The sequence below is a fragment of the Streptomyces sp. NPDC001153 genome (assembly GCF_053598315.1).
Genome location: NZ_JBSFJZ010000006.1, coordinates 107,343 through 130,841 on the forward strand (window position 1 = coordinate 107,343; position 23,499 = coordinate 130,841).

General features: G+C 68.2%; 19 protein-coding genes and 2 pseudogenes. 10 read left to right on the forward strand and 11 right to left on the reverse strand.

The window, feature by feature from the left end; genetic code table 11:
* Positions 1 to 8 precede the first annotated feature (8 nt).
* Genes ACWDEN_RS08785 through ACWDEN_RS08800 form a run of 4 tightly spaced genes read left to right on the forward strand, consistent with a single transcriptional unit; the run spans position 9 to position 3,382 of the window.
* Entirely contained in the window at positions 9 to 1,178 is a 1,170-nt protein-coding gene (locus ACWDEN_RS08785; protein WP_388764892.1) for a cupin domain-containing protein, read from the forward strand.
* On the forward strand, positions 1,175 to 2,059 hold the full coding sequence (locus tag ACWDEN_RS08790) for an aldo/keto reductase (protein WP_450858130.1): 885 nt from the start codon (positions 1,175 to 1,177) through the stop codon (positions 2,057 to 2,059). Before ACWDEN_RS08785 ends, ACWDEN_RS08790 begins: the two co-directional genes overlap by 4 nt.
* Positions 2,043 to 2,879, forward strand: a complete 837-nt coding sequence (locus ACWDEN_RS08795; RefSeq protein ID WP_388764897.1) for a hypothetical protein — start codon at positions 2,043 to 2,045, stop codon at positions 2,877 to 2,879. Before ACWDEN_RS08790 ends, ACWDEN_RS08795 begins: the two co-directional genes overlap by 17 nt.
* 2 nt (positions 2,880 to 2,881) lie before the next feature.
* Positions 2,882 to 3,382: an NUDIX domain-containing protein gene (locus ACWDEN_RS08800; protein WP_388764900.1), complete on the forward strand. Its 501-nt coding sequence runs from the start codon at positions 2,882 to 2,884 to the stop codon at positions 3,380 to 3,382.
* 265 nt (positions 3,383 to 3,647) lie between these two features.
* Here ACWDEN_RS08800 and ACWDEN_RS08805 read toward each other — a convergent pair whose 3' ends face one another.
* The 6 genes and pseudogenes from ACWDEN_RS08805 to ACWDEN_RS08830 all read right to left on the reverse strand — a co-directional run bounded on the left by ACWDEN_RS08805 (position 3,648) and on the right by ACWDEN_RS08830 (position 11,125).
* Complete coding sequence (locus ACWDEN_RS08805) at positions 3,648 to 4,046, reverse strand: DUF6193 family natural product biosynthesis protein (RefSeq protein ID WP_388764902.1); 399 nt, start codon at positions 4,044 to 4,046, stop codon at positions 3,648 to 3,650.
* Between the two features lie 74 nt (positions 4,047 to 4,120).
* Positions 4,121 to 8,431: an RHS repeat-associated core domain-containing protein gene (locus tag ACWDEN_RS08810; RefSeq protein ID WP_388764936.1), complete on the reverse strand. Its 4,311-nt coding sequence runs from the start codon at positions 8,429 to 8,431 to the stop codon at positions 4,121 to 4,123.
* Between the two features lie 63 nt (positions 8,432 to 8,494).
* Positions 8,495 to 9,673: pseudogene (locus tag ACWDEN_RS08815) on the reverse strand (DUF6531 domain-containing protein); the annotation flags it as partial.
* Positions 9,674 to 9,997: 324 nt separating this feature from the next.
* On the reverse strand, positions 9,998 to 10,156 hold the full coding sequence (locus tag ACWDEN_RS08820; protein WP_388764904.1) for a hypothetical protein: 159 nt from the start codon (positions 10,154 to 10,156) through the stop codon (positions 9,998 to 10,000).
* Complete coding sequence (locus ACWDEN_RS08825; protein WP_388764905.1) at positions 10,153 to 10,578, reverse strand: hypothetical protein; 426 nt, start codon at positions 10,576 to 10,578, stop codon at positions 10,153 to 10,155. Before ACWDEN_RS08825 ends, ACWDEN_RS08820 begins: the two co-directional genes overlap by 4 nt.
* 79 nt (positions 10,579 to 10,657) lie before the next feature.
* On the reverse strand, positions 10,658 to 11,125 hold the full coding sequence (locus tag ACWDEN_RS08830) for a transposase family protein (protein ID WP_450858133.1): 468 nt from the start codon (positions 11,123 to 11,125) through the stop codon (positions 10,658 to 10,660).
* A gap of 981 nt (positions 11,126 to 12,106) precedes the next feature.
* Here ACWDEN_RS08830 and ACWDEN_RS08835 point away from each other — a divergent pair.
* On the forward strand, positions 12,107 to 12,487 hold the full coding sequence (locus ACWDEN_RS08835; RefSeq protein ID WP_351613796.1) for a VOC family protein: 381 nt from the start codon (positions 12,107 to 12,109) through the stop codon (positions 12,485 to 12,487).
* Positions 12,488 to 12,580: 93 nt separating this feature from the next.
* Here the strand turns inward: ACWDEN_RS08835 and ACWDEN_RS08840 are convergent.
* The 3 genes and pseudogenes from ACWDEN_RS08840 to ACWDEN_RS08850 form a co-directional block, all read right to left on the reverse strand.
* Positions 12,581 to 13,894, reverse strand: a pseudogene (locus ACWDEN_RS08840) (M14 family zinc carboxypeptidase); the annotation flags it as partial.
* Positions 13,895 to 14,243: 349 nt separating this feature from the next.
* Complete coding sequence (locus ACWDEN_RS08845; protein ID WP_351613780.1) at positions 14,244 to 15,569, reverse strand: NYN domain-containing protein; 1,326 nt, start codon at positions 15,567 to 15,569, stop codon at positions 14,244 to 14,246.
* A gap of 107 nt (positions 15,570 to 15,676) precedes the next feature.
* Positions 15,677 to 16,654, reverse strand: a complete 978-nt coding sequence (locus ACWDEN_RS08850; RefSeq protein ID WP_450858136.1) for an SMP-30/gluconolactonase/LRE family protein — start codon at positions 16,652 to 16,654, stop codon at positions 15,677 to 15,679.
* Positions 16,655 to 16,790: 136 nt separating this feature from the next.
* Between ACWDEN_RS08850 and ACWDEN_RS08855 the strand changes: the two genes are divergently transcribed.
* The gene (locus ACWDEN_RS08855; RefSeq protein ID WP_351613776.1) at positions 16,791 to 17,231 is read left to right on the forward strand and encodes a MarR family winged helix-turn-helix transcriptional regulator; all 441 of its coding nucleotides are present in this window, start codon (positions 16,791 to 16,793) and stop codon (positions 17,229 to 17,231) included.
* Here ACWDEN_RS08855 and ACWDEN_RS08860 read toward each other — a convergent pair.
* Together ACWDEN_RS08860 and ACWDEN_RS08865 are read right to left on the reverse strand one after the other, a co-directional pair.
* Positions 17,194 to 18,414: a serpin family protein gene (locus ACWDEN_RS08860; RefSeq protein WP_450858138.1), complete on the reverse strand. Its 1,221-nt coding sequence runs from the start codon at positions 18,412 to 18,414 to the stop codon at positions 17,194 to 17,196. The genes ACWDEN_RS08855 and ACWDEN_RS08860 overlap by 38 nt on opposite strands.
* Before the next feature lie 25 nt (positions 18,415 to 18,439).
* The gene (locus ACWDEN_RS08865; RefSeq protein WP_450858140.1) at positions 18,440 to 19,684 is read right to left on the reverse strand and encodes a serpin family protein; all 1,245 of its coding nucleotides are present in this window, start codon (positions 19,682 to 19,684) and stop codon (positions 18,440 to 18,442) included.
* A 475-nt stretch (positions 19,685 to 20,159) separates the two neighbouring features.
* Here ACWDEN_RS08865 and ACWDEN_RS08870 point away from each other — a divergent pair, with 475 nt between their 5' ends.
* The 4 genes from ACWDEN_RS08870 to ACWDEN_RS08885 all read left to right on the forward strand — a co-directional run bounded on the left by ACWDEN_RS08870 (position 20,160) and on the right by ACWDEN_RS08885 (position 23,272).
* Positions 20,160 to 20,912, forward strand: a complete 753-nt coding sequence (locus tag ACWDEN_RS08870; RefSeq protein ID WP_351613772.1) for a GntR family transcriptional regulator — start codon at positions 20,160 to 20,162, stop codon at positions 20,910 to 20,912.
* A 1,103-nt stretch (positions 20,913 to 22,015) separates the two neighbouring features.
* Positions 22,016 to 22,207: an SPOR domain-containing protein gene (locus ACWDEN_RS08875; protein WP_055709733.1), complete on the forward strand. Its 192-nt coding sequence runs from the start codon at positions 22,016 to 22,018 to the stop codon at positions 22,205 to 22,207.
* Between the two features lie 126 nt (positions 22,208 to 22,333).
* Complete coding sequence (locus ACWDEN_RS08880) at positions 22,334 to 22,744, forward strand: (deoxy)nucleoside triphosphate pyrophosphohydrolase (protein WP_351613788.1); 411 nt, start codon at positions 22,334 to 22,336, stop codon at positions 22,742 to 22,744.
* A 66-nt stretch (positions 22,745 to 22,810) separates the two neighbouring features.
* On the forward strand, positions 22,811 to 23,272 hold the full coding sequence (locus ACWDEN_RS08885) for an ATP-binding protein (protein ID WP_351613769.1): 462 nt from the start codon (positions 22,811 to 22,813) through the stop codon (positions 23,270 to 23,272).
* Positions 23,273 to 23,499: the final 227 nt, after the last annotated feature.

Consider the following 23,499-nt stretch of genomic DNA (forward strand, 5'->3'; position numbering starts at 1 on the left):
CGACAGAAGTGACCGCCTTCTCGAAGGTGGTCGAACGCCTCGGTGGGGACTTCCCCACCGGGGCCTTCGGCCGCACCTACCGCATCTGGCGCAGCGTCGCCGACTTCTCCTCCGTCCTGACATGGGGCGACCTCAACACCGTCATCGGCCGGGGCCGCCTTGAACCGCCTCGCCTCCGCCTTCACCGCGACGGGGAACTCATCCCCTGGCAGCGCTACGCCACCGTCGTCACCACCCGCAGGAACGTGGTGTGGCAGCGCATCCAGCCCTCCCGGCTGCATGGCCAGCTCCACGACGGCGCCTCACTGGTCCTGGACGCCGTGGATGAACTCCACCAGCCCGCCGAACGCCTGGCACAGGCCCTCGAAGCGGTCTTCCGGGGCCGTGTCCAGATCAACGTGTACGCCTCCTGGACCGCGACGGAGGGCTTCGGCACCCACTGGGACGATCACGACGTCATCGTGGTCCAGCTCGAAGGAGCCAAGCGGTGGCGTCTGTACGGGCCGACCCGGACCAACCCGATGCACCGTGACACCGAAGCCCCGGAACCTCCGGCCGACGAGCCCATCGAAGAGCTCGTCCTGCACGCCGGCGACATGCTGTACCTGCCCCGGGGCTGGTGGCACACGGTGGCGGCCACCGAGGGCCGATCCCTGCACCTGACGTGCGGACTCCAGACCACGACCGGCGCCGATCTGCTGGGCTGGCTTTCAGACCGGCTGCGGACCTCGGAAACCGTACGCGCGCACCTGCCCGTCTTCGCCCCGCCGCAGGAACAGGCCGCCTACCTCGAACTCCTCCGCAAGGAAGTCACGGACGCCCTCCACGACGGCGCGATCAGAGACTTCCTCACCGCGAGGGACGGCATCGAACCGGGCCGCCCCATGCCGTCACTGCCCTTCCTCGACGCCGTACCGGCTCGAGAGGACCTGAGCGTCCGGCTCACCACAGCCCGAGCCCAGCTCACCGACAACGATCAGGACCAGGTCGTGCTCCTCGCCGGCGGCGAAGAGTGGACGTTCACCGCGTCCGTACGCGCTGTACTGTCGCCACTCCTCGACGGCTCCTCGACATCGCTGGGGTACCTGGCGAAAGCGAGCGGTCTCACAGTCGGACAGGTTGCCAGGCTCATTACCGAACTGGTCAACGCAAACATCGCGGCGGTGAGCGAGCCGTGAGCCCCGACCTCGCATTGGGAACGTACCGGTGCCGGGACATACCGCAGGCGGCCGTCCACGCGGTCGCCTGCGGGGCGTCCTGGATCGACACCGCCCCCAACTACCACCAAGGCCGCGCCCAGGCCCAGCTTCAGCCCGTGCTCGCCGGGAACCCGGAGCTGCGTGTGTCGACGAAGGTCGGGTTCTTCACCCCCGACATCGCTACGGCCGCCAAGGAAGCCGGAGTTCTCACACCAGCCGAAGCCGCTTCAGGCCACTGCCTCACACACTGCTACGTCGCCTGGCAGAGCCGCCACAACGTCGCAGAGCTGGGCCGCGTGCCGGACATCGTCTTCATCCACAACCCCGAACGAGCCGACCGCCCTCACGACGCAATCACCAGCGCCTTCACCGCTCTCGAAGCCGAGGCGCGAGCCGGACGGATCGGTGGCTACGGTATCGCGACCTGGACCGGCTTCGACGGTGTGTTCAGCGTTGCCGACCTCCTCGACATCGCCACCCGCTGCGGAGGCCCCGGCCATCACCTGGCCGCCATCCAACTCCCCGTATCGCTGGTCATGCTCAAGCCGGTAGCCCAGGCTCTGGAGGGCACCGGCCCTCTCGCTGAGGCGACCGCAGCCGGCCTGGACACGTTCATTTCCGCGCCCTTGCATGGCGGAGAACTCCCCACCATGGTCACGGACGAACTCGCCCTGCTCATTGACCCAGGCGCTACCCCTGCCGAGGCCGCGCTGCGCGTCGCCGCGTCCACCCCAGGGGTGAATCACGTCCTGCTGGGGTCCGGGCCTGCGCAACACTGGGAGGCCGCCCAGCGCGTCCTCGCTCTACCTCCGCTCCCGGACAAGACCCTGCACGAGGTGATCGATGTTCTCGGCGCCTGACGACGCCACCGCCCAGCGCATGCGTACCGCCAGGGCTTTTGCGTGCGCCGCTCTCATGCTGACCGACCTTGCCGAGGAGCCCGTCTGGGGCTACGCCGGCCGGACCCTCTCCGGCGCCGTGACCAGCGCGCAGGGCACCGGCTGGCTCCGCGTCGTCGCGGAGCGGCCCGACAAGGCGTACGGGAAACTCTGGGACGGCCCGAAGACTGCTCAGGAGCTGCTTCCTCCGGCGATCCCCCGTCCTGTCCTCCACGACGTCCATGACTGGCAGGACGCTGGCTGGGCGCACCGGGCGGAGCTGTACCAGCACACGGACGCCACCGTCATCTCCCGCTCACCGGTCCTCGAACACGACCCGGCTCTCCCCGAGGCATGGTGGGCGAAGCTGCGGACGGCACTCGACCACCTTGCCGAAGCCCCCACAGAACGCATCGCCGTACGCGAGGAGTACATCCGCCGAGCCGTCCCCGAATACACGGGCTGCGATGTCGGTCAGATCGAGTGGTCCACCGCCCATGGCGATTTCCACTGGTCCAATCTCGGCAGCCCCGACCTCACCATCCTCGACTGGGAGGGCTGGGGGCGAGCCCCGGTCGCCTTCGATGCCGCCCAGCTCTACCTCTACTCCCTCCACACCCCCGTCACGGCCGCCCGCGTCCGCGAGACCTTCTCCCACATCCTCGACACCCGGGCCGCACGCGTGGCAGAACTGACTGTCTGCGCCCAGATCCTTCAGGCAGCCGACCGCACGCCGTTCTACAAGGAGCTGGTGGGCCCGGTGAAGGAGTACCTGGAGACGGCGTATGAGAGGACGGCCTGAGAGTGGCTCAGCGGACAACCGACGACGAGCCCAAGGCCCTCAAGCCCGCGCTCGATTCCATGACCTTGCTGGTCCCCGCTGTCATCGTCCACGACAAGGCCACCAACCGCGTCGTCCTCCTCCAGCGCAGCCAGAATGCCAAGTTCGCTCAGGGCATGTGGGACCTGCCTGTCGGTAAAAGCGAGCCCGGTGAGCCGATTACCGAGACCGCGGTGCGCGAGCTGTACGAGGAAACCGGTCTGACCGTGAAGCCGGAGTCCCTGAAGGTCGCCCACATCATCCACGGTGCCTGGGGCGTCGAGGCTCCCAACGGCTTCCTGACGGTTGTCTTCACCGCACACGAGTGGTCCGGTGAACCACAGAACCGCGAGCCTCGCAAGCACGCCCAGGTCTGCTGGATCGACGCCAGGACCATCCCAGAAATTTTCGTGGACACCACTGCGAGCGCCCTCCACCGATATCTCACCGATGGCCCTCAGGTGTCGCTGGACGGGTGGAAGTAGAGACCTACGGCGTCACCGTGGCCAGAAAGGACAAAGGCACGATGCCGCACGCAATCAGGGTGAGCTGCCACCCTTCACGATGCCGAACGAGAGTGAGTCCTTCCAGCTCGCTTGCCCGGAGCAGAGCCCTCAATTATCCTATCGGCGCTCTGCGATGGTGATCAGCATTTCGGTCAGGCGCTTCATCGCATTCAGGTCTGCGATCAGTAAATCTACATCTACGGAATTCACCTCAGTCGCTGTACTGAGTAGATCGCACTGTTTTCTATTCTCCGTCACGTTGGCGGGGCTCGCGGCTTCCGATCCATTCTGCTGCATATTCAACCGCTTCAGTCGGATCGCTTGTAAGGAATAGGCAGGTCTCTTCCGGATAAGGCCAGGAAAGGACCCGGTATTCTCCATTGGTGGCGGAGATCGCGGGCAATGCATCCTTGATGTCTTCGAGTGAGTCGGCCTCTGAGAATGTGAGTGACCACATCGATACGGCAGGGTAGAGCGATCTCAACGTGGGATTCTCTGAGGCCGCCGAGATTAGCTTCCACATCTCGTCGGTGGCCAAGCTGCCGGATGCATGCGGCGGACTGAACTCCTCCAGTAGGGCGTCCCACTCTTCATCACGGTTTCTCATAGCGCGATCATCCTTGGTGTTGGTGAGCGAGGTCAAGTGCAGCGAAAGGTGCCGCCCTCCAGACCTGAGGGCGGCACCTTTCGCCGTAGGCACGGATCGGCACCTTTGATCTAGCAGGGTGCTTCGCCGTTGTAGAACGTGGTGATGGCGCGCGCTGCCTTGTTCCCGCACACGTACCGGAGCTCGTGGGCTGTCACAGACTGTCCGATGTACGTGGGTGCATCGGACAGCATTTGGTCGACACCCTGGATGCCTTGCATGTTGAAGGAAATCTTTCCGTTCTTCGCGACCACTACGTCGATCATGTCCTTGACCATCTTCGGGGTCATAGTGGCTCCACCGCCGGGAAGGTTGAAGATGGGATCGTTGTAGAGAATCGCTCCCATCTTTTGAGCGAACTTCTGCAGGATGCCTCGCTCTCCACCACGGATGTCACGGAGGCCAAGAGCGAGATGCGGGCCGGGCTGCTTGACTGGGGCAACAGCGGGGTCATCCGCGTGAGCCGCCCCAGGACCAAAACGTGGGGGCGTCGTCCGCGGAGTGAACTTGCCCTTGAGCCAGTCGAAGGCCGGGCCGGCGAGGCTGCTGCTGGCGCCGCCTGCAGCACCGAACAGTAGATCCCAGGGAGTGGTCGGCTGGCAATGAGCCTCGTTGACGGCCCACGAAAGGCCAGCTCCCACGCCGGCGTTGACAACGGAGGAAGTGGCTAGGGCACGGCCGCCACTCAGGCCGAGGGCACGAGCGGCGGCGTTGCCGGCGCCGGGCATGATGGCGCCGGCGATGGCGCCCGTAACGGCACCCTCTCCGGTAGCTTCGGCGAAGCCACCCCAGGTGAACCCGCCATTGCGGTGTTGCCACCCGTAGATGCCCCCCTCGATGGCGGCGCCGACGGCGGCACCGATGCCGGCGCTGACGCAGACGGGGCAGCGGCCGGAGGGGTCGTCATGGTTGACGGGGTCGTTGTTGGCGTAGGCGTAGGTCGACAGGTTGGGGCTGTCGTTGCCTACGGGAGCAGGGTCGGGGCTGGTGAAGCGCCGGTTATCGGGATCATAGCTACGCTCGCGCAGGTACAGGCGGCTGGTGAGAGCGGGGTCCTTGTACTGGCCGGTGTAGCCGAAAATGCTGCTCTGACCGTTGGTGATGTTCGCTTTGCCCGTGGACACGCCCCAGGCGGTGTAGGTGTAGGTGTAGTTCTCCTTGCCAGCCGCGTCGTAGACCGCAGTGACGGAGCCCTGGCGGTCGTGGCGCATGTAGAAGACGCCAGCGGAGCGGTTCTGCGCTTCGGCGACGCCGCCGGGGTTGTACTGGTAGTCCGCGATCAAGGCACCGCTGCTGTTGGTCTCCGTGGCGATCTGCGCCAGAGGGCCGACCAGGTCCCACCGGGTCGTTCGCCAAAGTGCGTTGTTCTTGTTGGTGGTGGTGCGGTTGCCGTCGGCATCGTTGACGAAGGTGTAGGTGTCGGTGCCGAGAGTGGCGGACTTGAGGTGTCCGGCCGGGTCGGAGACATAGGTGCCGTTGTCGTCCTTGGTGAGGTTGCCGTCGGCGTCGTAGGTGAAGTCGACAGTGGTGGTGCCTTCGACGCGTTTGGTGAGCTGGTCGGCAGCGTCGTACGTGTTGGTCCGGGTGCTGGTGGAGGTGGACGAGGTGGTGAGGTTGCCCACCTTGTCATAGCTATAGGTACTGCCGCTGCTGCCGGTGAGACAGGAGTCGGTGGTGGAGGCGTCGGTGCAGGCGCGGGTCATCCGGCCGGCATCGTCGTAGGCGTAGCGGTCGGCGAGGCCGGTTGTGGTGGCGTCCTTGAAGTAGTCGGCGGTGATGCGGCCGTCGTCGTCCCGTTGGAAGTAGCGGGCGCCGGTGCCTTCCGAGAGCGAGGCGAGGCGTCCTGCCTTGTCGTAGGTGCGAGCTTCGGTGACGGCTGTGGTCGTGGGCAGCTTGGTCGCGGTGAGGTTCCCTGCGGCGTCGTAGGCATAGGACGTGGTCTTACCGCCTGCCGTCTGGCCCGTGATGTGGCCGTCGTCGTCGTAGGCGTAGGTGATGGCACGACCGTCGGGATAGGTCCGGCTGCTGAGGGCCCCGTTGGGGTTGTAGGTGTACTTGTAGGGGTTTGTGGCCCCAGGGGAGGTGATGGTCAGCGGCCGGTCTTCGTTGTCGTAGGTGAAGGTGCTGGTGCCGGTGCCGTCCGTGACGGTCTTGGGGTGGCCGGCCGCGTCGTAGGTGTGTGAGACGGCCGGGGTGCCATCGGAGTAGGTGGTTTTGGTGACCAGATTGCGGGCGTCGTAGGTGTTGGTGATGGTCTGCCCGCGGGCGTTGGTGGTCTTAGTCCGGTTGCCGTTGACGTCGTACAGGAAGGCAGTGGCGCGGCCCAGGGGATCGGTGACCTTGTTGAGGCGGCCAGAGTCGTCGTAGCCGTAGCTGGTGGTGTGGCCGTTGGCGTCCTTGCGAGACGTCAGGTTGCCCAGGTCGTCGTAGCCGAGGGTGGTGGTTCCGCCGTCGGGGGTGGTGACGGTCGTGAGCCGACCCAGCTTGTCGTAGCCGTAGACCGTCTTCTTGCCCAGGGCGTCGGCGCGTTCGGTGAGGCGACCGTCGCCGTCGTAGGTGTTGGAGACGGCTTTGACGCCGTAGGGGTCGGTCTGGCTGGCGATGTTGCCGGCGGCGTCGTAGACGGTGCGCCAGGTGTACTGGGACGGGTCGGCGCCGGAGGCGTTGCCGCGCGGTTCCACCTTGGTGGTCAGGCGGCCGTTGTCGTCGTAGCCGTAGGTGGTCTTGCTGCCCCGCGGTGACGTCTCGGAGGCGAGGTTGCCGGCGTCGTCGTAGGTGTAGGTGATGGTCTTGCCACCGCGGTCTGTCGTGGTGAGCAGCTGGCTGTCGTCGTCGTAGGCGTAGACGGTGGTCTTGCCGAGGGCATCGGTGGTCTTGGTGACGTTGCCCTCGCCGTCGTACTCAGTCTTCCGCACGTGTCCGAGCGGGTCTGTGACGGCGATCGGCCGGTATTCCGCGTCGTAGTCGGTCTTGGTGGTGTTGCCCGCGGGGTCGGTGACGGTGACCTGGTTGCCGACCTTGTCGTAGCCGTACTTCCACGTGTACTTGACAGGATCCGCCCCGGAGACGTTGCCCAGCGGCGTTGTCATGGTCAGCATGTGGCCGGCCTTGTCGTACGTGTAGGTCGTCCTCGCGCCGGAGGCGTCAGTACGTGAGGCGACGTTCCCCATCACGTCATAGGAGATCTTTGATGTGTGACCGTCGGGATCCTTAATATCGGTCAACCTATTGGCGGCGTCATAGCTGAAATTGGTGACTTCGCCAGCCGCGTCGGTTACTGCGGTCAGATTACCGGCGGCGTCGTAGTCACGGTGGCTTGCGTTTCCCTTAGTGTCCGTGGTGGATTTCAGTCGTCCGCCAGCATCAAAATCGTACGTCGTGGTGAAATCTGCAGGATTGGCGTTGGGCTCGTTCCCTCGTGGATCAGTCAGACTGGCTGTGCGTCCGGCTGCGTCGAAGGTGCGAGTGATGCGGGAACCGTCGGGGAGGGTTTGCGATGTCTGGTTGCCGCCGTCATCATAGCCGAACGATATAGTCTTGCCCCGGGGATCGGTGACCGTTTCGATCAGTCCACGAGAATTGTACGTGTACGAAGTTCGCTTTCCTAGCGCGTCCGTCGACTTTGTGAGTTTATGATCGGCATCGTAATAGTACCCGGATGCCTTCTTGTTTCCGTTGTAGTAGTCGAGGATGTCGCCGTCCGACGAGTAGTCCCATCGCTCATCATGTAGCGGCGCATGAATTACTCGGAGTCGTCCCTTTTCATCAGGCTCTGTCGTAACTGTATGTCCTTCGGCGTCGGTGACCTTGAGAGGGTCGAGTCGGTACGTGTACTCGAATGAGGTCTTATTCCCGAAAGGGTCATACTTATTGAGTAGGACGTTGCCGCTGCTGTAGACGTCGCTCCAGACCCCGCCGTCCGGCATCGTTACGTCGGTCTCGCCGCCCTTGTATGAAAACTTGACCTTTTCTCCGGTGGGGTCGGTCTGTTCGTAGACTCTTCCAGCCACGTTGTAGGAGTTGCGAATGGTGTAGTTTCCACGCTCATCCTGAATGCTGGAAAGCCTTCCGCCGGTGTAGGCGTACGACATGGCGAGGCCGTTTGCGTCACTTACGGAAGTAAGCCGGCCATCGTTGTATCCGTAGTGAATTTTCCGGCCGTCCGAAAGACTGATTTCCGACAGCAGGTCACCAGAGTAGCTGAAGTTTGCGCGATGTCCGAGAGGGTTTGTCAGGGAAGATAGGTGACCTGAGGCGTCGTAGTCGTAACTTGTTGTGTGGCTTTGCTTGTCGGTCCGCGAAATAAGGAGGCCTGACTTGTCGAACTGGAGGCTGTTTCCCTCTCGGGTCTGCAAGGTGTATCCGTCAGTTTCGCTCTTCAACTCGGCATGGGAGGTGACGGGTGAGGAGTAAGTGCCATCCGCGTTTTTGGTGAAGATGTATCGGGAGCCATCTTCTGCGAGGAATGTGGCGTCACCTTTGTCTGAGACCGTGAGCTTGGTGTCCCATGATGCGGCCCATCCACTGCCCAAAGAACCCGTCGCATCATTGTTTGATGAGTACGTTCGCTGGAAGTCCTGGTCGGATCCGCCCAGGGTGGATCCATCATTCAGAACCTGGCCGAAGGCCCCGGTAGCAGTATTGACGTCGAACCCGCCGACACTCTGGCAGTGCGCTGTGCTTGCGGAGTTACTGGAGCAGTTTCCGTACGTCTGGTTCGGTCCAATGCTTGCGAGGGCACGCGATCGGACGTCCCATCCATATCCGAGAGTAGGTCCACCATTTGGCCAGGTGCCGTCAGTGTTCGGCTCTGTTATGCCAATACTGATGACTGGCTCAGAGGTTAGATCGAAATCGCCGTCAGCTAGAGCCCTTCTGCATTGCGTCGCATCATAGGTAAAACTAAAGTCGAGCGGCGCCCCTGCCTGATATTTCGGAAGAGGTCGCGGATCGGTTGGGTCGACAGGAGGGTCATCTAGAATGAAGTGACTGTGAACGTATGATGGCGCCTTGATATTTATTGTCTGTGATGACCACACGGAGTCCGCTACGTGTGAGAAGTCGAAACCACAGTGATAGGAGACGCGTAGCTGTACGTTCTGTAGGCCGAAATCTAGATCTTGCAGTCGTCCTGGCACCCCTGGATCGTAGTAAACGCCAGCACGAATGGTCAGCTTCTCGCCGTCCATTGGGACGAAGTCACCCGTGTCATAGGAAGGTTTGGGCGCCAAGTGGCTCAGGCTGGCAACACTGCCGTCCTCTCTTAGCAGTTGCAGCTCATCTGCGAAATATGTGTATCTCGGAGTTGTGCTGGCATGGTGACGCACAGAAGGCTCGTGGGAGCCTGGTGAATTTGCGGCACCCTTCTTTCTCTGTGTCTGAAAATCATGGCTAGACCGTATTTCTGCGTCACGTGCAACTTGTGCGCGGCGCTGGTTCAGGCTCATGGCTTTCTGCGGGCTTACGGCGTGAGGAACGTCGCGCCCTATCGGTTCATCAAGCCCTCCATTTTTTTGGATAGGCGGAAGCGCCTCGGCGGATATGGCCACTCCGGTTAAAAGGAGCGCCCAGACTGAAAGGCTAGCGAGCAGAATTTTGATTGAGCGCGAGTAGAGAAAAATCATTGCCGTCCTTATGGAGTCTCGGTCTGGGCAAGCGTTCAATGATCACAGCGCGCTAGGACACAGTAAGCTCTCTGTAAACTGTCACCACAGAAGGCATAACGAGATTGGCTAGAAGCAGCAGAGTGTCCGGAATTCGTTACGGTTGTCATTGGACCTGGTCAGGAGACGGGTCGGCAGACAACCGGTGGGCAAATAGCGTCTTGTAACCGAGAGATTTGCCCGGCGATCTGGCCGAAACGTGCAGGCTGGCCGTTCGCGTCACCATCGCCCTTGCAGGGCGACGCCCCGGGCCAAAGACGCGGAGTGGGCCGAGATCGTTGGGGTCTACCCGCACGCGGTATCAGGTGAACTGACGGTGCGTGCGGCGGCGTTGTTCTTCCATCCGGAGAGGTGGGCGAGGCTGATCGCCAGGCTGCGGAAGGTGGCGAGGGCTCGGGGAAGGCTGCCGGTGCGGGCCCGGCTGGCGTCTTCGCCGAAGGTCACGTCTCTGACGAAATGCTGGGATTCGATGGCCCATTGGCCTCGCACGCAGCGGGCGAGGGTGGCCGCGTCGGCGGCCTGGACAGGTGCGGTGTGATGCCGAGTTCGGCGTCCGCGTGGACCTTTTGGTCTCCCCGGCCGGTGGTGTACCGCTCCACCAGCAGAGCCTGGGTGGCGTGCGGGAAGTTGACCTGACCGTCTTCCAGTGCCTGGACTCGGACGATGCGGGTCTCGTGGCGGCCGCTGTTGGTCTCCTCGGTGCGGACCATGCTGATCTGCGGGTTCGTGGTCTCGTCCCAGTTGAGCGCGTCGAGCTGGGCGAACAGGGCAGCGCGGTTCTCCTTGACCGGGAAGAGTCCGAAGGCGCCGCGTCGGTGCAGGTAGCGGGCGTGATCGGCCACCGTGTGCAGGGTGTCGGCGGTCACCGTCGCGCCGGTGATGTTTGCGATCAGGTCAGAGCGGCGTGAAGTGCACGGTCTCGTGGGGCTTGTGGCGCATCTCGCGCTAAGCGAGCATCACGCCGGGATAGACCTGGTAGACACCGAGCAGGTGAAGCTGCAGGCCGTCGGCGTCGCGGGCGCCGCGAACCGTCTTGCCGTCCGCGGCCAGTTGCAGCATGGGCGGATCCCCCGCGATTCCGGCCAGCGGGTCGGCGGCGTGGGCCTGCACGAAGGCGCCGACGGCCGCACCGAGTGCGTGGGCGTCGATCCGGGCAAGGGCGCGGGTGAGCGTGGTGGCCACCGGCAACTGCGCCAGATCACCGTCGGGGACGTCGAGCGCCGCCAGGATGCCTGCTCCCTGGCCGTTCGCCCAGCGGATCACACTGCGCAGCGAGCGCACCTCGCACAACAGGGCGCAGGCCACCAGGCCGAGCAGCATCGGGAGAGGGTACGTGACCAGGTGCGCAGAACGCGGGTCGGGCACGGCGCCGACCGCCTCCAGGAGCGAGGGGAGTTTCGCGGGCGTGCACAACTCCTCATCCTCGACGCGGAGTTGATCGGCGAGTTGACGAGAGGCGGGCAGGGTCGGGCAAGGTGGCTTACGGGCGCGGCCTTCACGATCTTGCGAGTGGAATCACATGATCAGGACGGGCCGCGCCCTTCAACGTTCCCCTGCCCCCCGCCCAAGATCCGAGCACGCATCACGCCTGGGCAGGTGGGTGAGGCTCGAGCCCCGATAGCCGGGCACTGCACCGGTCCATTGGCGTAGGGCTTGATGTTGCCTGAGTCTGATCGAAAGCTGAGGCGCCCCGGAGGGGGCTCACGCACTGGTCAGCAGCCTCTTTTGCGCGAGCGATGCGTAAGCGCACGGTGTAGCACGTGCCGTCACGAGGTAGATCGCTCGTCACTGTGAATGTGCTCTGACCTGGTGGTTCCGGACCCCGAAGCACCGTCCGGAACCACTCGTCATGCCGTGACCAGGACTTGTAATCCAGTGGATTGAGGTTCGGACGCCGATGGTCCACCGGCCGAGCCGACAGGGGCGCGTCCAGAGTCGGATGGCCGCGCGGGCGCTTCCTCGCTGCCCGGGAGCCCAGACGGCTGGCCTTCTGCTCGGGGCGGCCCGACTGCTCACCATGAGTCCGCAGACAGTCCGCAGGACGGTCGAGAGCGGCCGTCGCACGCCATCGCTTGCAAACAGAAAAATACCTGGTCAGGAGCATCATCGGCGTCCCGCCGCAGGTCAGGATCTGCCCTCATGTGTTCCGCTTCAACGTGTGAGCGGACGGAACAACACCACCGTGGCGCCCTGGTGAACAGGCAGGTCAGACGGGGTCGGCTCTTCCGGGAGCCGGCCTCTTTCGCGTGCGGTGGTGGGGCAGCGCTCTTCTGCCTGCGGCATGGCCGACGGCCTTGCCCGGCTGCCCCGACAGGGCGGCCTGAAATCGCTTCGCCCGTGCTCGCCTCGTCCGGTACCGTCGCGGGGTTGTTTTCACCGAGAGCAGGTTTCGTCATGGCATGTCGTATCAGTGAGCTCGTGCTCGGTTGCCGCGACCCTGAGGTGCTGGCGCGGTTCTGGTGCGAGGTCCTGGACTTCGTCGTGCTCGATCGCGAGGACGACGGCACGTTGGAGATCGGGCCGCGCGAGGGGTTCGGTGGTCCGCAGCCGACGATCATCCTCAGTCGCAGGGATGAGCCGGAGAAGGGGAAGTCCCGGCTGCACATCGACGTCAACGCCACCGACCGCGATCAGGATGCCGAGCTCGAGCGCCTTCTGAAGCTCGGTGCGCGCCGCGCCGACATCGGCCAGACGGGGGAGGAGCAGTGGCATGTCCTGGCCGACCCCGAGGGCAATGAGTTCTGCCTGCTCAAGGCTCGTCTCAACCCGCTCTGATCGGGCTGTGGGTGAGGTCTCCTCGGGTCGGTGCGACCTGGCGGGTCGTCCCGGAACGGTCACCTGGGGCGTCGGGAGCGCATTCCGCCGTGTTCACCCGAGGGCGGTCGGTGCGGTCTCCGCGGCTGCCATGACCGTGCGTGCCTGGTGTTCCACCTGATGGTGCACGGGCACCCGGCGCAGCCGCAGGGCCTTCTCGAAGTCCCTGCACCATGCGGTGAAGAGTTCGTCCAGCTCGCGGTGCAGACCGGGGGCGGCGGGGTCGTCCGCCGCCCTCAGCAGGCGTAGCAGCAGACCCGCGGCGCGCAGCGGCTGCCGGCGGGCCACGATGTCGAGGGCGCAGATCTGGGCTGTCGTCAACGGCGGCGGACCGTCGGCGTGGGCTGCCTCGGCCGCCTGCCGGGCCAGCGGTTCCCAGGAGTCGGCGACCAGGTCGTACAGGCCGTCGGCCATCCACTCCAGCACGCGTCGGGGCGGGTTGTGCCGGGCCGGTGGGAGGAAGGCGCGTGCCTTGTCGAGGACGGCGCTCACCTGCCGTCCGCCCTCCCGTACCAGCCCGGCCAGCTCGCGCAGTGCCGGAGCGGGCTCCGGGTGCGGGGAGAGGTCGTCGGCCATGTCGGTCGCCCACATGGGCACTTCGACGATCGCCGTGACGCCGCCGTACCGTGCGGGTGCGCACCAGGTGGACAGCCCGATGTTCGCGGACCCGGCCGCCAGGCGGTCGGTGCTGTCCGGCGGAGGCAGGACGTAGACCCCGGGGCCGGGGTTCTCCCAGTACAGGGCGTCGAACGTGCCGTGCTGGACCGGGATGCCGAGGTCCGCGGCGGACATGCGGAAGGGTACGGCGAGTTGGGGCAGGTCGTGGGTCAACTGCACCCAGCTGCCGCCCGCCTCGACGCCGTGCAGGGAGCACTGGAGAAACGGCCGCAGTTCGTCGATCACACGGAACAGCGCCAGGCTCTCCGGGAGGTGCCGTGACTCGATCGGTGCGGCGACCGACCCCTCCGTCGTGACCTGGGACATCGTCCTGTGCCTGGACCCGGACGGCGCCGCGCTGAGCCCGGGAATCGAAGAGGCGACGGCCGGCCCCGACCACACCCTGGACGCCTACTACCGCACCGCCTACCGCCCGGTCGCGGCGGAACAGCCGGAGTGGGCGGAAACCCGGTCGCCGCGTGCCACCTGCTCCGCCAGCGCCAGCGCGGTCGCGCCGCCGACCGGCTCGTCGGGGTGCGGTCGGGCGACCACCAGGATGTGGCGCGGCCCGTGCCCCACGGACAGCATCAGGATCGGACGGCCCGCGCGGGACGTCCCGATCCGGCGCAGGCGGCCGGCTCCGGGAAACCGGGAGACCAGCTGCCGCGCCGACTCGGTGACCTCCGCGACCGTGGGGAAGCGGTCCATCATCCGCGTCCGCTCAGGCGCCGCCGATGCCACCGCTGTCGCTGGTGGTCTCCTTCGGGGAGTTGGGGCTGAAGAGACTGGGGAAGAGGACGGTGCACCCGATACGGCGGCCTCGGATCAAGCCGGAACACCAGACGTGAGGCCATGGACGGTACGCGGAGCACCGCGGACGTCGCCACCCGCAGCTGCGGCCGCCCGACCCGGACATCGTCCAGGCGATGACGGACCTGACCACGGCCGGGTACGTGGAGGATGCCGGTGCCGCGCCGCCGGCCGAGCTCCCCGAGCGGGAACGTGAGCGTTACTGCTGCCGCACGGGACCTGGTGGCGTGGCCGTCCCGGCCGGCGTACCTCAGGAGTCCGGCCCCTCGGCTGATCCGGTGCTCTCGGGTACGACGTTGTCGGTGACCCACGCCCGGATCGCCTGCCGGTCCTCCTCCGTCAGCGGCATCTGCTCGTTCGCGCACAGCGTGTAGATGTTGTCGACCCAGGCATCGGCCAGGGCTTCGGCGGTGGCCTCATCCGTCAGCTTCTGCTTGGCGTAGGTGAGTCCCTTGATGACAAAGCTGATCGCGCTGCGCGGGACCGGCGTGCCCTGCAGGTCCGTCTGATCGCGCACCCGCTTGGACGTCTCGGTGAGGTGGAACGGATGCTCCTGCAGATCCTCGGCGAGGACGCGGAAGAGGGTGCCGTATGCCTGTGACGGCAGTGCGGGTACGCCCGTCACGGTGCGCACCCGTTGGAGGAAGGGGTCGCGCTCGAGCCGTTCGTCGCTCGGTGTGCCGTCCGCCGGGCGGAGTGCCGGATCGACCACGTAGCCGGCTCCGCCGGGTTCGTACCGCAGATCGTGCAGGTGGCGTTCGACGAAGGCGCGGAACGACCCCGCGCCGTACCAGCCCGATGTCTTGATCTCCGGGTCGACGGCGAGTGCCGCCTGCGCCGCGCTCGAGGCCGCGAGCGGGCGGGGGTTGCGCCGGACGGCATCGCGGATCGCCACGGCGACGGCTTCGACATCCCCGCTCGGCTCGGCCTGTGCCCGCTCGCCGGCGAACTCGCGGGCCGGCGCGGAGGAAGCCCTGAGCGGCGCGGGAACGTAGTCCAGCGCCGTCTCGGCCGATTCGGACGTCTCTCCGAGGATGGCCGCGACGAGTTGTTCGGGTGTCACCAGGGTGTCGCAGTTCGCGCGCAGGGCCGGGGCGCTCAGTCCTGCCGTCACCACCGTGGTCCACCGGTCCTGGGCGCGCAGCCGCCGGAGCACGGGGGTGAAGTCGGCGTCGGCCGACATGATGACGAACTCGTCGTAGCGGGTCTGGTTCGCGAGCGCGTCCATGATGTCGAGCACGATATGGATGTCGGCGCTGTTCTTGCCCTGGGCGGTCAGGGTCGGGCAGTCGATCGCTCGGAACCCACTGCTCGTGAAGACGGCCCGGTACGGGCTGAAGGGTCCGGGATTGAGATAGACGTTCCGCACGAGAAACCGGCGGGCGTGATTCCCGGGCGGAGCCGCCGCGGTGTCGCTCCCTGCCTCCAGCCAGTTCATCCATTGCGTCGGGTGTGTGGCGAAGGCTTCGGCGGCCTCGCCGGCGAACTTGCGCAGGCCGAGATAGATGTTGTCGAAGTCAACGAATAGCGCGGCCTTTCGTGGCTCGGTGCCGCCGCCATGCGCTGTCGTGCCCAACTGCTCACCTCCGGTGGACGGCCGAGTGGCTCAGCGTAGCGGCGTGGTCACAGGGGCGGTAGTGCTTCAACTCGACCGGACGGTAGGTCAGTTGGGAGGCCCGAGGCTCACATCCCCGTCACCCGGGCCACCGTGAACGGCGTGGTCGGTGTCCCCTGCCCCATGGGGCCGCCCTTGTCGAACTGGGAGCGGACGACGAGGAGGCCGCGGTGGGTGTGGGCCAGGGTGGTGGGGATCTGGAGGTCGGTCGTGGTCAGTGTGCGGGTCAGGCGGGCCTCGGTGCCGTCGGGGGAGAGGTGCCAGCGGGTCAGGGTGTTGGTCCGGTTGTGGGCCGCCCACAGGGTGCGGTGGGACAGCTCCAGGCCGTCGCCGTTCACCAGGTCTCCGCCGTGCAGGGTGACTTGGCGGACCGACCCGTCGGTCACGTCGACCCGGTACAGGCCGCCGCCGGTCATGTCGACCACGAACAGCAGGCGCCCGGTGGGGTCGGCGACGATGCCGTTGAGGGCGTAGGCGTTCGGCGCGTGCGGGGGGACGGCGCCGCTCAGGTCGAAGTGTGCGGCCAGCGGCGCGCTGCCGCCCCGGGCCACCTCGGCGGGAGTGACCCGGTAGACCACCGGGCGCACGCTGTCGGTGGCGTAGGCGGTGCCGTCGGCGCCGATCACGAGGTCGTTGATGAAGCGCGGGTCGCCCTCCGGTACCTGGAAGCGGGCCAGCAGGGAGCGGTCGCGCAGGTCGTAGACGTCGATCCCGGTGGTGTGGTCGATGACCCACAGGCGGCCCGCGCGGTCGGCCTTCAGCCCGTTGGCCGTCGTACGGCCGTCCGCGCCGGCCGGCAGGAAGACGTCGGCGGCGCGGCTGCCGGCGGCGGCCCGGTAGATCGCGCCGGTCGTGAAGGAGCCGACGTACGCGTCGCCCGTGCGCGGGTCCAGGGCGATGCCCTCGGGGTAGGCCCGGGCGTCCGGGAGGGTGAAGGCGGTGGAGATGCGGGGGCCGGCGGCCGCGGTGGCCCGGGGTGCGGCGAGGGCCACGGTCGCGGCGGCGGCGCCGGTCAGGAGGGTGCGGCGGTGGATCGAACGGGACACGACGGTGCCTCTCGGTTCGGCTGCTCACTGCAGGACGAATGCAAAGCTACATTAGAGCTCTAATGCTTGTCAGTGCATTAATCACCATCAGGGCCTTCATCCTTGCCCAAGCACTAATCTGGGCCGGGTGACCTCCATGCCCGCGTCCGAGCGCCTCGGCTCCCACCTCAAGCGGGCCGAGCAGGCCCTCAACGCCACGAAGACCGCGGTCCTCAAGCCCGCGGGCCTGACCGTCGCCCAGTACGCCGCGCTGCTCCACCTCTCCGGCAACCCCGGCATCTCCGCCGCGGCCCTGTCCCGGCTGTGCGGGGTCACGCCGCCGACCATGAACACGGTCCTGAAGAACCTCCAGGACCGCGACCTGATCACCCGCAGCCCGCACGAGTGGCACAAGAACGTCCTGGAGACCCGCCTCACGGACGAGGGCCGCGCCGTCATGGCCGAGGCCGACACGGCCGCCGTACGCGTCGAACGGGCCCTCGCGGCGGAGTTCACCGACGCCGAGCGCGAGGCGCTGACCGGGCTGCTCGCCCGCTGCGTCAGAGTCCTGGAGGAACAGCGCCCGGGAAGCTCATGACGGGCTCCGGCGCCGGATCCGTCACCCAGCCCGCCACCAGCACGAGACGCGACTCGCGGTCGACGGCGAGGAAGCCGAAGGGGCGGTCGAAGACGGCCCGGACGACCGTCGACTCGTAGCGGTACTGCGGCGGGGCACCGCCCGGCGCCGCCATCACCGCGGTCACCGCCGCCGCGCGGAAGCCGAGCGCGCCGAACTGGGCCAGCGCCGACTGGCGGGCCGCGCCGATGGCGAGCGGGTAGTCGCTGATGCCGGGGAAATGGGCGTGTCGCGCATCCGTCGCCGCCGTCAGGCCGAACAGCCCCGCCAGGGCGAGCAGATCGTGGTCGGCGCGCACCTCGTACGCCACCGTCCGCACATCCAGCGTCAGCGGCGTCGGCTCGACGGCCGGCTGCTGCTCCACGTACAGGCCCGGCCCCACATGCCCGTGCGGCAGCGCGCCGCCCCCGGTCAGCGGCAGCGCCCGCTCGACGATCCCCACCCCGGCCGTGAGCACCTCGCCCGGGTTCATGTGCTCCTCCCCGAGGACCAGATGGACGTCGATGCCGTTGTCGCCGGGCACCGTCAGCGCGGTGACGAAGCCGTCCGCGGTGCCCGTCACACCCACCCGGTCCGGCCGCACGCTCCGCCGGTGCAGGCCGCGCAGCGTACGCCCCTGCCAGGGTCCGGAGCCGGGCCGCAGCGGCAGCTCGCTGAACGGCTGCCGCCAGGTCGTGCGCAGCGCCAGGGCACTGGCCAGCACCATCCGCGTGTCCCGGGTCAGCGTCACCGGCATGCGCTCCACCAGCCCGCCGGTCCGCTCGGCCGCCCAGGCGTCCAGCCGCTCCTGCGCGGTGACGAGGTCGTCCCCGAACACCCCGTACGTCCCGGCCGGCAGCCCGGCCCGCCACTCCTCCCGCAGGGTGAGCGCCTGGTGCGTCCACAGGCCGAGCGCCGCGTCCAGCCCGGACACCGACGCGAGCGCCGCCGACAACTCCCGTGCGGCACCGGCCGCCTGATCCGCCGGCAGGCCGAGAGCCCCGCTCAGCTCGGCCCGCGCCGGGCCGGCGGCGCCGTCGGCCAGGAAGGCCAGCAGGGGCCAGACCCCGGGCGCGGAGAAGGCCGTCCCCTCCGGCAGGGCCTGCGCCCAGCGGGCCGTCAGCCCGTTCACCCCACGGACCGTCTCGGCGGTCACCTTGCTCACTGATCGTCCTTCCACAGGGCCTTGCTCACTCGTCGTCCCACGGATCCTCCGGCTGCCCCGGGTGCTCCGGGAACGGCAGCGGATCCGTCACCCACCCCGCCGCCAGCACCAGCCGCGAGTGCCGGTGCAGCGCGAGGATGCCGAAGGGGCGGTCGAAGACGGCGTTCACCCGCCGCCTCACATGGCGCAGTTGTGGTGGCATCCCGGCCCCGTACGCCCCCACCATCGTGACCGCCGCCGCCTGGAAGCCCAGCGCCCCGAACCGCGCCAGGGCGCTCTGTGCGGCCGAGCCGACGGCGAGGGGGAAGCCGCTGATCCCCGGGAAGTGCCCCTGCCGGGCGTCCCGTGCCGTGGTCAGCCCGAACAGCTCGTGCCGCTGGAGCAGATCGTGGTCCGCCGTCACGTCGTACGCGGCCGTCAGCACGTCCAGGACCGGCGGGGAGGGGGCCGCGCAGCGCTCCTCGACCACCCGCAGCCCGGGGCCCACCTCCCCGTACGGCAGCCGGGAGCCCGGTACGACCGTGCGCGGCCGGTGCAGCAGGTCCACGCCCGCGCCGAGCACCCGGCCCGGCGCCGTCCCCTTCTCGCCCAGCAGCAGATGCACGTCCAGCGCGTCCGTGCCGAGCACCTTCAGTTCGGTGACCCGGCCGTGCGGGGTGTCGGCGACGCCGACCCGGTCCGGCAGGGTGCTCCTGTGCCGCAGGCCCAACCGCTCGGTGGCGGCCCAGGGTTCGTACGCCGTCTCCAGCGGAACCTCGTCGAAGGGGCTGAGCCACCGGGTCCGCACCGTCAGCGCCCCGGCCAGCACCAGCTCGGTGTCCTTGTCCAGCGTGGCCGGCATCCGGTCGATCAGCCCGCCGGTACGGTCCGCCGCCCAGGCGTCCAGCGCCCGCTGGTCGGCGCCGGTGTCCCCGGTGAGCACGCCGTGCGCCTCGGCGGGCAGCCCCGCCTCCCACGGCGGGACGAGCTCCACCGTCCGTTTCGTCCACAGGCCGACGGCGGAGCCCACACCGGGCAGGGCGCCCAGCGCGCCGAGCAACTCCCGTGCCGCACCGGCTGCCTGATCCGCCGGCAGTCCGAGGGCCTCGCTCAGCTCGGCCCGGGCCGGGCCCGCCGCGCCGTCCGCCAGGAAGGCCAGCAGCGGCCAGACCCCGGCCGCCGAGAAGACCGTGCCGTCCTGCGCCGACGCGGCCCACCGCTTGGTGAGCCCGTTCACCGCCCGGACGACCTCGTCGCCCACCCGGTTCCCGGGCAGGGTGTCCCCCCTCATTCCGCCCCCCGTTCGTGCCCCGCTCACCATGCCCTGTCTGTCGCACGTCGGCCCGGTCACGGCCTCCACCGGTCCCGCGCGCTGCCGCCGCCCGCCCCAGGAGCACGGTACCGGTGTCCACACCGCTGTCTTGCAGCCCCACCAGCCACAAGGGCCATATCAGCCAGGCCGCCAGGAGACCGCCCTCGGCCTGATCGAGCCGCACCGGTCGGTCACCGTACGGAAGGCCTTGGGCCTGGCAACGCCCCCGGCCCCGGGGTGCCGCCGGTGTGGCCACGGCGCCCAGGTGTGAGCACAGTCCAGGTGTGAGCACGGCCGTGTGAGCGCATCTATGCATCTATAAGGAGAAAGTGCCTGGGTAAAGCCTTCCCGTGCCCCACGTAATCACATCGGGTGATTCTCTGGCCCTTGCTTGCGTGGCACAACCCACGGTTGCCAGGCTGTTGCTGTCTGTACAACCTGATGGGAGCGGCCAGTGACTTTCGGTGAGCAGCCGGCGTACCTGCGTGTCGCGGGTGATCTCCGCAAGAAGATCGTCGACGGTTCACTGCCGCCTCATACCCGCCTGCCCTCGCAGGCCCGCATCCGCGAGGAGTACGGCGTCTCGGACACCGTCGCGCTCGAGGCCCGCAAGGTGCTGATGGCCGAGGGGCTGGTCGAGGGCCGCTCCGGTTCGGGGACGTATGTGCGCGAGCGCCCGGTGCCCCGCCGCGTGGCCCGCTCCGGATACCGCCCCTCCAGCGGTGCCACGCCCTTCCGGCAGGAGCAGGCCGACGCCTCGGTGCGCGGCACCTGGGAGTCCAGCAGCGAACAGGCCGAGGCCGGGGCGGCCATCGCCGAGCGGCTGGGCCTCCAGGTCGGCGACCGGGTCATGCGCACCAAGTACCTGTTCCGGGAGGCCGGCGAGCCGATGATGCTCTCCACCTCGTGGGAGCCCCTCGCCGTCACCGGCCGCACCCCGGTGATGCTGCCCGAGGAGGGGCCGCTCGGCGGCATGGGCGTGGTCGAGCGCATGCGCGCCATCGACGTCATCGTGGACAACGTCACCGAGGAGGTCGGCGCCCGTCCCGGCCTCGCCGAGGAACTGCACGTGCTCGGCGGCGTCCCCGGCCACGTGGTCCTGGTCGTCCACCGCACGTACTACGCCTCCGGCCGCCCGGTGGAAACGGCCGACGTGGTCATCCCGGCGGACCGGTACCGGGTGGCTTATCACTTGCCGGTGAGGTGAGGAGCGCCGACGGCGGTGCCGGTGGGGGCGCGGGGCGGGAACGGGTGGTTCGGCGGGAGTGCGGGTGCGGGTGGCCGGCCCGCGAGTGCCGGTCGGCCCAGGAGCGTGGGTCGCGGGGTCGAAGTGCGGGGCGGCACGGGTGGTCCGGCGGGGCCCGGGTGGCGGGCGGCGGTCGGCCCGTGAGTGCCGGGCGGCGGCGAAGTGCGGGTCGGGAATGGGTGGTCCGGCTGGAGCGCGGGTGGTGGGCGGTCGGCCGGGGAATGCAGGGCGGCGGGGTTGGAGCGGGCGGTGTTGCGGGGCGCGGGTGGCGGGTGGTCGGCCCGTGAGTGCCGGGGCGGTGGGGGTGAAGTGCGGGGCGGGGATGGGTGGTCCGGCCGGAGCACGGGTGGCGGGCGGCCGGCCCGGGAGTGCCGGGCGGCCGGGTTGGGGCGGGTGGTGCTGTTGGGTGGGCGGCCTGGGAAGTGCCGGGTGGTGAGGTGCGGTGCCGTGGGGCCGCAGGTTCTTGAGCGCGGGGTGGCGGGGCCGTGGGGTCGTGACGGTGGGGCCGTATGTGCGCGACGGCGGGGCCGTGGCCGTCGGGGCGTTCGCTGGACGCGGTGATGGGCGGGGCGGCCAACTCCAGCCGTAATGGGCTCGCGTCTGGCGCGGATCTGACAGTCGCTCCGCCTGGCCGTGCCCACCGCCGCACCCGCCCTGGCCGTCGGCGCCCCTTGCGCGAGGTTTGACCTGCTGTGCGCCCCCTGAGTGAGGTAGCGCACACCCTCGCTGCGGTCCGGTGAAGGGCGGGCGGTCGCGCGTTCTGTGTCCGGGCCCCGGCCGTCGCCGTAATCCGGCCGTTTTCCCTGGTGACCAGGGGTCACACGGATATGCCTCCGACTCGGGACAGCGGCGCTCACGACGGCGCATTCGCATCCGTGCGCCCCCTGCGTTCTGGCTGGTTGCATACCTCTTTGTGAAAAGGCGTGTTCGCTGCGTAAAGGTTGGGCGTACGCTCGGGCATATGCGTATTGCGGTTTCCTTAGGCGGGGCACGGCGGGGGCCCGGGACAGGAAGCGGAGGCTGGTGGGGTGGTGCGAGAAGGAGCGGCGCGGGCGGTGGGGACCATGAGTGAGGGGACGGTCTCCCTGCCCTGGATCGTGATACGGCAGGACGACAACGGCAATCGCTACCGCGTCGGCCGCTACGCGACCCGCGCCGAGGCCCAGAAGATCGCCGACAGCCTCGACGACCGGGGACACAAACAGCTCTACTGGGTCGAGCGCATCGGCCAGAACGGGGACGGCGCCCGGAACTGACACGGGGACGGTGCCGGCCACCCCGGCCCTGGCGCCTGCAACTGACACGGGGAGACGTGCCCCAACTGACCTGGCGCGCCCTCCCGTAGGCTCCGCCCCATGACGCCCATGACACCCGGCACACCGCTGAAGGACCGGATCGTGGTGGTGGGAGCCGCCCTCCTCGACGGCGGCCGACTGCTCGCCGCCCGCCGCAGCGCACCCGCCGACCTGGCCGGCCGCTGGGAGCTGCCCGGCGGCAAGGTCGAGCCGGGCGAACGGCCCGAGGACGCCCTGGTGCGTGAACTGCGCGAGGAACTCGGCATCGAGGCCGAGGCGGTCGAGCGCGTGCCCGGCCAGTGGCCGCTGCGGGCGCCGTACGTCCTGCAGGTGTGGACCGCCCGCCTGCGCCCCGGCTCCCCCGCGCCGAGGCCCCTCCAGGACCATGACGAACTGCGCTGGCTGACCCCGGACCGGATCTGGGAAGTGGACTGGCTCGACCAGGACGTCCCGGCGGTCCGTGAAGTCTCACCCCGGCTCATCAGCGGCCCGCACTGAGCGCCTCCTACGCCGTTCGTGCCACTGTGCGCCCTCCCGCGCGGTACTGCCCCCTGGATATCGGGTATGTGCCCATTAACCCCACGAAACCGGACATGGGTAGGCTCACTGGCCTGGGAAGTGATCGGCGTGATCGACACCGATGGCGACTGCGCCGAGTGGACCTTTCCCGCGGAACCGGGTGCCGTGCGCACCGCCCGCGCCGCGGTCCGCGGCCAGTTGCACGGCTGGCACCTCGACTGCCTGGCCGATCTCGCCGCGTTGCTGGTCAGCGAGCTGGTCACCAACTCGCTGCGGCACGCCACCGGCCCCATCGGCGTACGGCTCGTACGTCCCGCCGGGCTGGACGACGCGCTGCGGGTGGAGGTCTCCGACCCGCTGCCCGACCCGCCGCGCGAACGCGTCGCCCGCGACGAGGACGAGGGCGGGCGCGGTCTGCAACTCGTCGCGGGCTCCTCGCGTCGTTGGGGCACCCGGCCCGGCGCGAGCGGAAAGACCGTCTGGTTCGAACTGACGGTGCCGGGGTGAGCCGGAAGCATCCGGGGGGCACGGGGGTGTACAGCGGGTGGCGGTGCGTCCATCGTGCGCCGCGGGCGCGCCGCCGTCGCCGCGGTGCGTGATTCGAGGGCGTGTTCCCTGGTTAGAAGAGTGGAAGTGTTGTCACGGACCGGTCCGAAAAACATCTGGACCGAGCTGTGATCGTGAACACCGTGTCGTGCGGCGCCGTAGTGCTGGATACTGCGGGCAGCCGCTGT